12 protein-coding genes are annotated in these 13,013 nt (G+C 47.3%); 5 read left to right on the top strand and 7 right to left on the bottom strand.

Annotated features, from left to right (window positions below):
• Positions 1 to 892 precede the first annotated feature (892 nt).
• The 7 genes from DFP95_RS04330 to DFP95_RS04300 all read right to left on the bottom strand — a co-directional run bounded on the left by DFP95_RS04330 (position 893) and on the right by DFP95_RS04300 (position 7,781).
• The gene (locus tag DFP95_RS04330; RefSeq protein WP_181907234.1) at positions 893 to 2,755 is read right to left on the bottom strand and encodes an ABC transporter permease; all 1,863 of its coding nucleotides are present in this window, start codon (positions 2,753 to 2,755) and stop codon (positions 893 to 895) included.
• Positions 2,756 to 2,879: 124 nt separating this feature from the next.
• Complete coding sequence (locus DFP95_RS04325) at positions 2,880 to 3,647, bottom strand: ABC transporter ATP-binding protein (protein WP_115991292.1); 768 nt, start codon at positions 3,645 to 3,647, stop codon at positions 2,880 to 2,882.
• Between the two features lie 23 nt (positions 3,648 to 3,670).
• Positions 3,671 to 4,093 carry a hypothetical protein gene (locus tag DFP95_RS04320; protein WP_115991291.1) on the bottom strand — a complete coding sequence of 141 codons (423 nt, stop codon included), beginning with the start codon at positions 4,091 to 4,093 and terminating at the stop codon, positions 3,671 to 3,673.
• 177 nt (positions 4,094 to 4,270) lie between these two features.
• A complete protein-coding gene (locus tag DFP95_RS04315) occupies positions 4,271 to 5,275 on the bottom strand; it encodes a sensor histidine kinase (RefSeq protein ID WP_115991290.1) in 1,005 nt (334 codons plus the stop codon).
• Positions 5,272 to 5,946: a response regulator transcription factor gene (locus DFP95_RS04310; RefSeq protein WP_115991289.1), complete on the bottom strand. Its 675-nt coding sequence runs from the start codon at positions 5,944 to 5,946 to the stop codon at positions 5,272 to 5,274. The genes DFP95_RS04315 and DFP95_RS04310 overlap by 4 nt, the downstream gene beginning before the upstream one ends.
• A gap of 103 nt (positions 5,947 to 6,049) precedes the next feature.
• Positions 6,050 to 6,868 (bottom strand): class B sortase, encoded by an 819-nt coding sequence (gene srtB, locus DFP95_RS04305; protein ID WP_181907233.1) that lies wholly within the window; start codon positions 6,866 to 6,868, stop codon positions 6,050 to 6,052.
• Between the two features lie 109 nt (positions 6,869 to 6,977).
• Positions 6,978 to 7,781, bottom strand: a complete 804-nt coding sequence (locus DFP95_RS04300; protein WP_115991287.1) for a hypothetical protein — start codon at positions 7,779 to 7,781, stop codon at positions 6,978 to 6,980.
• A gap of 358 nt (positions 7,782 to 8,139) precedes the next feature.
• Here DFP95_RS04300 and DFP95_RS04295 point away from each other — a divergent pair, with 358 nt between their 5' ends.
• Genes DFP95_RS04295 through DFP95_RS04275 form a run of 5 tightly spaced genes read left to right on the top strand, consistent with a single transcriptional unit; the run spans position 8,140 to position 13,005 of the window.
• Positions 8,140 to 9,345, top strand: coding sequence for a sn-glycerol-1-phosphate dehydrogenase (locus DFP95_RS04295; RefSeq protein WP_115991286.1), 1,206 nt, complete (start codon positions 8,140 to 8,142; stop codon positions 9,343 to 9,345).
• Positions 9,346 to 9,370: 25 nt separating this feature from the next.
• The gene (locus DFP95_RS04290) at positions 9,371 to 10,132 is read left to right on the top strand and encodes a DeoR/GlpR family DNA-binding transcription regulator (RefSeq protein WP_115991285.1); all 762 of its coding nucleotides are present in this window, start codon (positions 9,371 to 9,373) and stop codon (positions 10,130 to 10,132) included.
• Positions 10,133 to 10,179: 47 nt separating this feature from the next.
• Entirely contained in the window at positions 10,180 to 11,268 is a 1,089-nt protein-coding gene (locus DFP95_RS04285) for an ABC transporter ATP-binding protein (protein WP_115991284.1), read from the top strand.
• Positions 11,261 to 12,139: a carbohydrate ABC transporter permease gene (locus tag DFP95_RS04280; RefSeq protein ID WP_245987324.1), complete on the top strand. Its 879-nt coding sequence runs from the start codon at positions 11,261 to 11,263 to the stop codon at positions 12,137 to 12,139. Before DFP95_RS04285 ends, DFP95_RS04280 begins: the two co-directional genes overlap by 8 nt.
• A 44-nt stretch (positions 12,140 to 12,183) precedes the next feature.
• On the top strand, positions 12,184 to 13,005 hold the full coding sequence (locus DFP95_RS04275; protein WP_425453236.1) for a carbohydrate ABC transporter permease: 822 nt from the start codon (positions 12,184 to 12,186) through the stop codon (positions 13,003 to 13,005).
• The last annotated feature ends 8 nt before the right edge of the window (positions 13,006 to 13,013 follow it).

The following is a 13,013-nucleotide window of genomic DNA, read 5'->3' as shown; positions in this document are numbered from 1 at the left end:
CGGTATAAGTTATCTATATTATATCATATTAACGCGGTGTCGTATTAAACTATTCGAACATAATAAAAGCTGTCGCGACTTTCTCGACAGCCTGATCTCTAACCATTTGTGCTATTCCTCCATATTACAAGATTTCACTTAGCGTTCTTGTATTCACGACACCCCTGTAATTTTAAAAAATAAACAATCCATCTAACTGGTAGTGGAGTTGGGCAAACTGAAATTCACATCGCCGAATCCACTTCTAACTCCGGCCGGACCGAGGGACGAATGCCCCGACGCGTGAATATGGTGTTTAGATGATGGGGCTGACTTCTTCGATTTACATTCTAGTTTGTATTATCATTCCACAATTTGTTAAGTAACTTATTTTCGATGATTTCGCATCCCATCATGGATAATACAATTATTATTGAAAAAACAATTTTAATGCTTACATTTTCTGTACCACTTATAAAAATGATCACACAAAATAAAATAGTGAAGGGTATTGTTAAGAATAACGTTAACATTCTCCTCGATCGACTATTCCTTCTAACTGGTTTTCTAATAAACGTACCTATTAATGAACCGAAAAAAGCACCAATATAGATAGGTGTATTAAAATTTACACCACAATAATAAAAGCATCCTATTATTAGTACATATACTAATATGATTAGAATTGAACTTGATATTCTATATTTTAATAATGATGATTTTAAGAATGTTTTGTTTTCTTCCATTTTTTCAGCCCTTTCATCTAACGTTTAATCTACGAACCTCGCAAATATTTCTTCTCCCTTAAACTTCTACAACCCGCCACCGAATCCCTGTATATGTAAATAATTATCGAAAATTTCCACAACGAAGAAAAGCCGCCGTCGAATGACGGCGGGCTCGTAGCAAATCTCTAGCTATTCTTAACGATGTTTTTATATCCGGAATAGGTTGTATAGAAGTAGCCGCCGTAAATAACGATAAACAAAATGGCAAGCGTTGTAGCGGATGAACTTAAGGCGCTTCCGTCGTAGATCTCTAGGAAGTCGTTCATGACTTTAACGCCTGCGATCGTATGGATGACAGCCACGGCAAACGGTAGGAAAAAATAAATGAACGTTTGCTTAAATATCGTTCGATTGATCATTTTATCGGTAGCGCCGATTTTCTTGAGAATGCGATATCTCTCCGCGCTTTCACTCGCTTCTACTAGCTGCTGTAGCGCTAACACGACTGCACTGGCTATTAAGAACACTAACCCGATATATAAGCCAAGAAAAGTTAGGAATGTGGAAACGCCATAAATGAGCATTCTTGATTGCCCTGCCGTAAATCCGTAAATCGTGCTGTAGGCCTGGAAGGAACGATCGAACACATCCGAATATTTAGCTTCGAATTGTTTCGCATTGCCGCCTTGCGGCTCGATATCCAAGGCGCGGGATAGTAATGTTAATCCTTCTTCAAAGCGATCGGGAACGATGAAGTAACAATAAGAAGTAACCTGTGGAGTATTAAGAAGATTCTCCGTTATGGCCTCTTTATTTTTAATAAAAAAGGTTTTTTCCTTGACCGTTATGCTCTTCTCGTTATTCATGAACCGGTTAAAGTTGTTGCTGACCTCTCCGTAATTGGACACGATCAATGTCTCGTTGTCGCTTAAACGGATCGGATCCCGTTTCTTTAAAGCTCTGATTTTGTTGTAATCCGAGATTCCTACAACGTAAATCCCTTGCAACAATAACGATTGATCCGTCTTGCTGCTTTCGGTTAAATAACTGCCCAAGATCTCCTTATTTGCCCCTTCAACGGTATAAATATTAAAAAATACGTGCTTCTCGGAATCCTCAAATCTAACATTCGATTGCTCCAAAGCGTCCTTAAGGTCAGGAATTACATCGAGGTTCTCCCATGTCGTGGTTTGAACGGACGCGGCGAAAGGAGCAACCCCTTTTGCGGTTCTTTCCACGTTCGCTTTATAATTAAACACCACGAATAAGGATAACAGGGTTACGAACAGCATAAGAGAGATGACCGTCATGGAGATAAAGTTCGTATTTATTTTGTTATTGAGCTGCCGCAGGACGAAGATATTCAGTTGATTGAAATAAAACTTTCGACTCCTCTGAAACATAAACAGGATAAACCCTGCCAAGCTGAAAAATAACAACAAGGTTCCGAATACGCCCAGCAATAGGCTGAATATAAATACGGGTTCATAAGGATCAAAACCAACCCTAATAACCATTTTATAAGTAACGGTCAACAGTCCCGCCGATAATAAGAAGACGATAATGGATACGAAGGCATTCATAGCCTTTAAGCTCTCGTTTTTCTTTGCCGCGTTCAACAAATCGATAAGTTTAACCTGTGAGATGATCAAGTGATTGAATAGGATAACGAATAGGTAGATGATACCGAAGTATAGACAGGTTTTCCCTAACGCGCTATAGGATACGATAAATTGATAATGCTCCATATTTCCGTTAAACAGCCTGGCTATTAATTCAGAGGAGCCTTGAGAAATAACGATACCTAATACAAGTCCGATTCCCAATGAGATGCAGCCAATGATAAAGGTTTCAATGACGAGGATCGTCGATATTTTATTTCTTCTCATCCCTAGGGTCATATAGATCCCAAGCTCTTTTTTGCGCTTTTTGATTAAAAAATGGTTAGCATAGACGATTAATCCCCCTAAAATGAAGGACACGCCTACGGACAAAATGGAAATAATTCCGGCGATTCTTTTCAAATAGCTTAACGAGCTTTCGTTCATGTCCATTACCGCTTGTTGTGCCTCAAGGGAATTAAAGCTGTAAAATAGGCATACGGCAATGGTTAAGGTTAAAAAGTATATCGTGTAGTCTTTAAAACTCCTTTTTACGCTGTTCCGTGCTATTCTAAAGTACATCGCTTACATCTCCCCCTAAGAGGCTCACGACTTCGATGATCCTGTTAAAAAAGTCCTTTCTGGAACGATCCCCTCTGATGATTTCGTTGAAAATCGTGCCGTCCTTAATAAACAAAATCCGATGAGCGTAACTTGCCGTAAAGGCATCATGCGTGACCATCAGGATCGTCGCTTGCAGCTCCCGATTAAGCTTCTCGAAGGATTCCAGAAGCAATCTGGCGGACTTTGAATCCAACGCGCCCGTCGGTTCATCCGCCAATATGAGAGACGGTTTGGTCACGATCGCCCTGGCGGAGGCCACCCGTTGCTTCTGACCGCCGGACATTTGATACGGGTATTTGTTGAGAACGTCGGTAATCTCTAATTTAGCGGCTACTTCTTTAATGAATTGATCGATTTTGTTGGCTCTTTCGCCCTTTATCGTTAACGCCAAAGCAATATTCTCATAGGCCGTCAACGTATCCAACAAATTAAAATCTTGAAAGATAAAGCCTAATTCGTTAATTCTAAACTTCTCCAAATGCTTGGATTTAAGGCTGGTAATGTCTTGACCATTGATAAAGATGTGACCTGTCGTCACCGTATCGATCGTCGAGATACAGTTAAGTAGAGTCGTTTTACCGCTACCGGAGGCACCCATAACTCCTATAAACTCGCCCTTTTGCACCGTGAAGCCGATATTGTCGATAGCTTTCGTAATACTGGATTTATTTCCGAAATACTTTTCAACTTTTTCTACGTTTAATATAGGTTCCATAACCTTCGCTCCTTTCAAATGGATTATTTGATTTCAAAGTACAAGGTCCGTTCAGACACATCGCTATCTGCATAATAGATCGATACGGCATATTTACCGGCGGTAAGGCCTTCCGGCAACTCCAACTTCGAGTAGGCATAATGCGCTTTGCTTATCTTGATGCCATCGTCGACCTTGATCCTATTCTCGGCAGTAGTTTCCTCTTTATACCATTTAACCGTTGCGCTTTTCCTAAAGAACGTCTTGAATTTCGCCGAAACGTAAATCGACTTATCTTTCGTTGTAAAGCTCGTAACCGGATCGACAGGCTTTCCTTTCCCATCTACGGATTTGCTTAAAGTCACGGAATCCTGGACGATTTTAGGACCATTGGATTGAAAATAAACGAAGACCACGCCGCTTAACACCAGACAAATCGCCACAAACAAGATCAATGTTTTTTTCATTTTGAACCTCCTCGATTGAATAAGCTTATTTTACTTTGCATGACGGAATCGACATATCGACTTACGTTTCATGAACCTTGCAATTTTGTCACTTAACAAGTAACCCGGCTTCGACGTAACAAAAAAAGACTTGAATCCGCCTACGGGCAGAAACAAATCTCTTCCTTCTTACAATAATTAGAGGGCTTCTTTCATTGGAAACCGGATACTGACCTTAGTTCCTGCGCCAGCCTGCGAAGTTAACGAAATGCCAAGTCCAAGCTTCGCGCAAAGGCTTTTGCACAAATAAAGTCCGATTCCCGTAGATCTGCTGAAGAGCCGTCCATTCTCGCCGGTAAAGCCGTTTTCCCAAACTCGACTTAGGTCTCGATCAATAATGCCTATGCCGTTATCCTCGATCGTTAAGACGATATTATGGATATCCTTGGTTGAGTATACGGTAACCTTCCCATCCCCCGACTTGCCATATTTAATCGAATTGCCGATGATTTGATGGATGATGAACTCCAGCCACTTGGCATCGCTGAATACCGTTCCCTCCACGTCATCGATATTTATCGCGATCTTTTTATTAATGAAATCCCTCGAATTCCTCTTGATGACATTGGCTACTACCGACTTTAACGACACTTTTCTGACAATAAAATCTTTACTTACATGGTTACTTCTGGAGTAATATAGCACCTGCTCAACATAACCTTCTATTTTCTTTAATTCATAATCTATAGCTTTCATCGCGGGATTGTCGTTATTATCGATAATGAGCTTCGACGATGCGATCGGCGTTTTCACCTCATGCACCCAGGTTTCGATATATTCCCTGTATTCCGTTTGCATATCCCGATACTTGTTTACGTTTTCATGCATAGCTTTACTGGTTTCTTTCAATAATTGATGCGTAAGCTTACCTTCTAAATACGGAGGCTCCTTCGTAACCTCGGGCAACAAATATTTTCTGTCTAAATGGTCCAGCACACTCGTCATTTCATCGTAATATTTCTTGTTATTGAGAAGCTCCCGGACCATGTATGACAGTAGCGGCACAAACCATAAGCAAAAGAAAATAGCGATCAAGTAAATCCCTTCATAAAAGTGTATCAATACCCAGCACATAATTATAAATAAAATGACATTAGCAGTTAAGAACAAGAATCGGTCCTTTAAGTAATCTCTTATCCTCATGGCATGATATATCCTAATCCGCGTCTGGTTTCAATACTTTCCTGCAAGCCGACTTCTTCGAGTTTTTTTCTAAGCCGGGTGATATTCACCGACAAGTTATTGTCGTCGATAAAAATATTCGAGCTCCACATGAAGTCGATCAAATCTTCTCGCGGCACGATTTTGCCTTTGTTTTTGATTAGGTAGGCAAGGATCTTCAGTTCGTTCTTGGTTACTTCCAGCGTATTGTCTTTGTAAGCAATCGTACCATTGGACAAATTAAGCTTTAAATCATGGTACAGCAGAGTATCCTGCAGCTTGCTCTCGGTTCCGTATGTTCTCTTTAATATGGAAGCTATGCGGGCCAACAGAATTTGCGTATTATAGGGCTTCGTAATAAAATCGTCCGCCCCTAAATTCATGCTCATCAACTCGTCCATTTCGCTATCCCGGCTCGTAACGATGATGATGGGAATATCCGATTTTTTTCTAACCTCTCTGCATATATGATATCCGTCAAACATGGGTAGATTAATATCCAATATGATTAAATCGGGAGCTTCTTTCTCGATGTACTCCGTAACTTCGCCGAAATTCGTCGGAGCCGTAACTTCATAGTCGTATTTCGATAAAAAGACCTTCAGCTCGTCCCGAATCACGTCATTGTCTTCTACGATGCAAATTTTCACCAGTTATCACTTCCGCTTCCCGGTCGATCTTGTCTTTATTATTTTCTTCGCCGAGCCTTGATATCCTGCGTTCATCATATATTTAACAATACGGTCTACGCAAACTTCAGAGAGAATCCATCAGCTTAGCATGAACGACGAACCTCGCTTCGTCGTTCGTATTCGAGCAAGTCGAGAGAGTCAGGATCGTATCGTTCTCGTCAACCGAGATATCGGTCTTATGTAGCGACTTTTCTCGCAGGGAGACGAGGAAGTCCTTATAGTCGCTATCCGTCTTGAAGTCCGTACGGATATAATCGTCGCTCGCATCCGTGAAGTACGCGGAGAATACTTGCAACTTGCGACTATCGTACAACGTATCGAACGCTATGATCGAATGGTTCTGGAAGAACCATCTGCTTTCGTAATTCAATAGAGCCATGAACATGGATTTGTTCTTCATGTTGTGGCCGTAGAGGATCAAGTGCTTTTCTTGAGCGTCGATTCGATTCCGGTAATCCATGAAAATACTGCCGTTAACGTTATCTTTCCGATCGAGATCCTTGTTCAGGTAATATTCATTATCATCGCCTTGAAGGACAGGGTAGTCGATGACGGTATCGTCGATATGGATCCAACCGATGACATCCTCGTTCATCTCCAGAAGCGGCTTGAACCGATCTTGTATGCGCAACTTAACGGGTACGGGTATCTCCGATGCTACGGCAATAGCAATAGACTCGGGCGTGGCAACGGGTATGACGGCTTCCTTCCTCTTCTGCTGCACCATTGTTTTCTCGTGATAATACGTCCTCGCTTCGTTCATCTGCTTGCTGCTTGCTCGAGCGTCCGCATAGTAGAAGGCGATCTTGAACGCCGAGAATAGGAAAATAGCCGCGCAAGCCGCCGTTATGCCGTAGTACGCCCATCCTCTCCCTCTCCACATGCCAACGCCCCCTCTCTTATTAACCCATTTGTCAATCGGACCGTTGTACCCAAGAATCCGCATAGCCCTTTACAGGTTATGCGGATTCCGGATATCCACTATTCCTTTCTTAAGATTTGCGTTGAGCGTTCCTCGCTTTCACCATGAAAACAAGCACGGCAGCTCCCGATAGCAGGGCAAGAGAAGCGTACATCGTAACGTTCATCGAATCGCCGGTCTTCGGATTGGCTTCGGCTCCGGCTTCGGCATCAACCGCAGGTTCTTCCGCCGCAGGTGTAGTTTCCTCCGTTACCGCATCGGTCGGCTCGGCCGCATCGGTAGTCGTCGTTTCTTCTTCGACAGCAGGTTCCGCAGCGGCGCCCGCCATCGAGGTGAAGGCGATATCGTCGATCCAGATCGTTCCGCTCTTCCCGTCGAGGAAATTGAAATGCAGCGCTTGAATGCCCGGATCGATCTTATTGGCAGCCAAGTCGATGTAAATGTCTTGATACTCCTTCGTGATCGCCACGCCGGACAGGTCGGCGAAGTTCTTGCCGATCGTCTTGACGGTTTCGCCAACCGCGTAGTTGAGGTCGAAGTCCGCTCCCTCGCCGCCGGCTGCGCCTTTGATTCTGATTTTCAAATATTTATAAGCGCTGGCATCGATTCCGCCGCCCGTGCCGAACCAGCCTTTGCTCGCGTACTCCAGCTTCAGCGCGTTTCCGTCTACCGTCGCGCTTTTGCCCGCGTCGCCGCCGGTCCATTGGGCGCCTACCTTCGAGCTTGCGAAGTCGGCTAAGGCTCCGCGATCGTAGCTGTCGAACACGAGATCGTCGGCGGCCATAGCGGTCATCGCGGAAGCGAGCAGTAAATTCAATGCAACGAGCAAGGAAATCGACAATCTTAAAGACTTCTTCTTTAACAAGCTTGTCATGAACATTTGCCTCCTCATAATGGTAAATAATCTCATCTCTGATATTAAGTCTAAAGCGCTTACATGAAGAGTCGTATTTTTACGGAGATCGTGCGCGTTACTATGCAAATAATGGTAATTATTATCGGGCGCAGTTTAGTTTTCCATTGAAATTCCATGCCATCCGTTACTAGATTTACATTTCAACCCGCTCGAGTTGATTTTTCGAAAACAATCAAATGTTTTAATGAAGTCACAAACGAGCGTTAATGAGTAATTTCGATCATCAAATGTTCGATATTGCGCATTATCGAGCATAGCAGGATTCTAGACGAAAGACAGGATCCGAACGAACGCAACGGAGAGGAAGAATGACGCAATGTCTGAACTATTAGCGAAAATCAAACGCAAAGCGGCCGTTCTGGACCATCGTTCCAGACAAGCCGTTGATCTCGATAAAATTATGATCGAGGCCGGAGCATTGAAGGAGATCGCTCCTTACCTGGAGGAGAAAGCGCTCCGAACGATCGCCATAGCGGTGGATGCCCTTACCTATGAAGCCGCGGGCCATGCGCTAGAAACGCTGCTCTCCCGCGTCGGCATCCGGCCGAACGTCACGATCATTAAACCGTCTTCGGCGGGAGACGTCGTCGCCGACGAAGCTTCGATCGTGCAGCTTCTGCTCGACATTCAGCGAGTCAAGGCGGAAGCCGTCGTCGCGGTCGGAGGAGGCACGATTCATGATATCGCGAGATATTGCGCCTTCACGTCGAGGATTCCGTTCGTCTCGGTCCCCACCGCTCCGTCGGTGGACGGCTTTAATTCGAAGGGAGCCCCCATCTTGGTGCGCGGAGAGAAGCTCACCATCCCGGCGATCGGACCTAGCGCTATTTTCGCGGATATGGATATTTTGTCGGGTAGCCCGCCGGCGTTAATCGTAGCGGGTTTCGGGGATATGCTCGGCAAATTCACCTCGTTGTTCGATTGGAAATTCGGAGCGATCGTCGCCGACGAGCCTTATCTGCAGACCGCCGCGGACATCACTCGGGAAGCGTTGATGAGCTGCGTGAACGAAGCCGACAGCATCGCCTTGGGCCGAGAAGAAGGAATCCATACGTTAATCACGGCATTGATCGAATCCGGGCTCGCCATGCTGCTGTTCGGTCAGTCCCATCCCGCTTCGGGAGCGGAGCACCATCTGTCGCACTACATCGAAATGGAATTTCTTCGCCTCGGTAGACGGCAGCTCCTTCACGGAGCCAAGGTCGGCGTCGCGTCCGCGCACATCAGCAAGCTCTATCACCGGATTATCTCGGAAGGCCCTGAGAGATGGAATACCGACGACAAGAATAGCAAAGATGCTCGAATGGCTTCCAATTGGGTTGAAATCGCGAGACATAGCCAGCAAATTCCGGACGAGCTAACGCTTCGCGATCTGTTACGGCAAGTTGGCGGACCGGCTACCATCGAGCAACTTTCCGTAGAGCAAGAGCTGATCGAGCGCAGCCTGAAGGAAGCCCACCATGTCCGTCCCGACAGGTATACGCTGCTAAGAGCATTCAATGAGCGTGAGATCGCACCTTAATTCGAAAATCAAGGGAGAAGAGAATATGTTAGCCGCGGAAAGAAAGCAACGGATCGTGGATTACGTCAGACAGTACAATACGGCGACGGTCAGCACGTTAGCCCGGGAATTCAACGTACATGAAGCAACGATCAGAAGAGATCTTGGAGAAATCGAAAGCGAAGGAATATTCAGGAGAACGCATGGCGGCGTTATTTTCGAACAGTGGACCAACGACGAGCCTTCCTTCTCCGAGCGCTCCACGCAAAATCTCGACCAGAAGATGAGAATCGGCAAGATGGCCGCCAGCCTCGTTCAGGACGGAGATCACATTATTATCGATTCCGGCACGACAACGCTGCACATTGCCAAGAACCTGGTCCAACGCTCGAACATCACGGTCGTGACCAACGATATGAACGTGGCCGCCGAGCTTCGCGACGCTCCAAGAATCAAGGTCATATTAACCGGAGGCGAGCTGTATCCGTCGAGCTATATGCTGAACGGAATGTTCACGGATCATGTGCTCGGCTCCCTTCATACTCTGAAGGCGTTCATCGGGATTCCCGCGCTTCATCCCCAATACGGCCTGATGCATCCCGAAGCTCCGTTAGTTCCGGCCAAGCAAGGAATGATTCGGGCTGCCAGGGAGATCATCGTCGTGACGGATAACACCAAGATCGGCAAGCTGTCCCTCCATACGGTCGCACCTAATAGCGCCATACACACGTTGATTACGGGTAAAGAAGCCTCCGAGCAGGATCTTCAGCCTTTTCGCGATAGCGGAATTACGGTTCACACCGTCTAAACGAGCAACCATGCGTTAGTCCGAAGCAACTCATCAAGGAGGTTCTTATGGCGTCCATTGAACTGGTTCAAGTAACGAAAGTATTCGATAAGACCGCGGTCATTGATCGCTTGGATTTAACGATCGAGGACGGAAGCTTCACCGTGCTTGTCGGCCCTTCGGGCTGCGGCAAAACGACCTTGCTGCGGATGATCGCCGGACTTGACCTTCAGACTTCGGGTTCCGTTCGGATCGGCGGCAAGGATGTCTCCAACTTAGCTCCCGGTCAACGGGGCGTGGCGATGGTCTTCCAGAATTACGCGTTGTATCCGACGATGTCGGTGCGGGAAAACATCGAATTCGGCTTGAAAAACAATAAAGTCAAACGATCCGAACGAATCGAGCTGGTGGAGAGCATCAGCGAGACGGTCGGCCTGAAGGATTATCTGGACCGTAAGCCTTCCACGTTATCCGGCGGACAGCGACAGCGCGTAGCGCTTGCCCGGGCCATGGTGAAGAAGCCGGCCGTGTTTCTCATGGACGAGCCTCTCTCCAATCTCGACGCCAAGCTTCGAGGTCAGATGAGAATCGAGCTGATCGAGCTGCATAAGAAGCTCGGCGTCACCTTCGTCTACGTGACTCACGATCAAGTCGAAGCGATGTCGATGGCCGACCGTATCGTTCTGATGAACGGCGGTGTCATTCAGCAGGAAGCCGCCCCGGAAGTCATCTATCGGCAGCCCGGCAATCAGTTCACGGCCCAGTTCATGGGGGTACCTCCGATGAACGTGTACGAGCTTGGCGCGAACGGAATCAAATTCGGATTTCGTCCGGAGGCAGCTCTATTATCGCAGTCTCAGACGCAATCGCAGTCGCCGGAAACGAACTTGAACACGAACACGCCGCAGTGGTCCGTCCGCGGCACGGTCGCTACCCGGGAGATGCTCGGATCGGAAACGATCTACCAAATCAAGAGCGGCGATCGGTCCTACATGGTGAAGTCGGCGGACGATCAATATGCTTTCGACCAAGAGGTGCAGCTTCGCGTCGACGCTTCGCGGATTTTTCTCTTCGCGGCCGACGGCAGCCGCCTTCTAGAGAGCGAACCCGATTACGCAGGTTACATGGATCGTCTGAGGGGGCAGCGGCATGGCTAATCGTACGACGTGGGATCGCATTCGGCCTTATGTCATGATTGCGCCGGCCATGGCGGGCATTCTCACCTTCGTCATCTATCCGATGGGATATCTGATCTATCTCAGCTTCTACAAGTACAACTTGATGAACCGGGCGAAAAGCAAGTACGTCGAGTTTGACAACTATAAGCAGATTTTTACTCGGGGCGACTTCTACAAGGCTCTCGGCAACACGCTCGTCTATACCGTCGGAGTCGTGGCGCTGACGATGATTCTAGCTTTGCTTACCGCCTTATGGCTGAAGCGCAACACCCGGCTGAACGCAATCATTCAAGGCGGAATCTTCATCCCGCATATCGTCTCGATCGTATCCGTGTCGCTCGTCTGGCTGTGGATGATGGAGCCGAGCCACGGCATGCTGAACGCGTTGCTTCGATCGCTGGGCATTCCGCCTTCCCATTGGCTGCAAAGCTCCCGAACGGCGCTCGTTTCCGTCATTATCGTAGCCGTGTGGCAAGCGATCGGATATTACGCCTTGATCATTTCCGCCGCGCTTCGCAACGTGTCTCCTAGCATCTATGAGGCGGCTGCTCTGGATAATGCCAGCAGAGCCAAGGTTTTCTTCCGAATTACGCTGCCTCTCATTTCGCCGCAGCTGTTCTTCATTCTCGTCATCATGACGATCGGCTCGTTCAAGGTGTTCGATATCGTGCAAATCATGACCGGCGGCGGCCCTAACGATGCCACGACTACGCTTGTCTACTATATCTATAGCTACCGAACGACCAATATCGGGTATGCCGCGGCATCGGGCGTGACCTTGATGGCGATCATCGGACTTCTGACATTCGTCTACTTCCGCCTGCTGTCCAGGAAAGTGCATTATCAATAGAAATCGGACAACACCATCGTGAAGGGGAATACGCCATGAAAAGGATGGAGTTCAATTATGGGAGATGGCTCGGCGTCATTCTGAAAATAGCGATGGGACTGTTTTTTATCTTCCCCTTTCTGTGGATGCTGTCGACCGCGCTGCAGACGCTGAAGGAAACGCTGAGCTTTCCGCCGGTATGGATTCCGGCATCGCCGCAATGGGACAATTTCGTGCGCGCGATGAATGGCGGACCGTTCGCCATCTATGCCAAAAATTCACTGATCATTACAGGCTCGATTATCGTGCTGCAATTTCTCATTATGATTCCGGCAGCCTACGCTTTCGCCAAATATTCGTTCGTAGGTAAGCCTCTATTCTTCGGCATGACGCTGCTGGCGTTCATGATTCCCACCCAGGTAACCTTCATTCCGGTGTATCTGCTGCTAGCAGACTGGGGACTCATCCGAACGTTGTGGCCGCAGATTATCCCGTTCATGACGAATGCCTTCGGCATCTTCTTGCTCCGCCAATATTTCATGCAGATTCCTCAAGAGCTGATCGAATCCGCCAAGCTGGATAATGCCACCGAGTTCAAGCTGATCTGGCGCATCATGATTCCGATGTCCCGACCGGCGCTGGCCACCATCGCGCTGTTCAGCTTCGTCAGCCATTGGAACGATTATTTCTGGCCGCTGGTCATGACCGACTCGGTATCCATCCGTCCGCTCACGCTCGGCATCGCTGCTCTTAAAGAAACGGAAGGCATCACCAACTGGCACGTTATTATGGCAGGCAACGCCGTCTTGGTCGGACCGATCCTGGTCGTCTACGCGTTCTTCTCCAGGCAGATTGTCCGAGCCTTCGTCTATTCAGGGATTAAATGACGATTTGG

The sequence above is a fragment of the Cohnella lupini genome, assembly GCF_003386205.1.
Lineage (GTDB): Bacteria > Bacillota > Bacilli > Paenibacillales > Paenibacillaceae > Cohnella > Cohnella lupini.
Note: the sequence above shows the minus strand (reverse complement) of the source record. Positions and strands in the feature narration are given on the sequence as shown.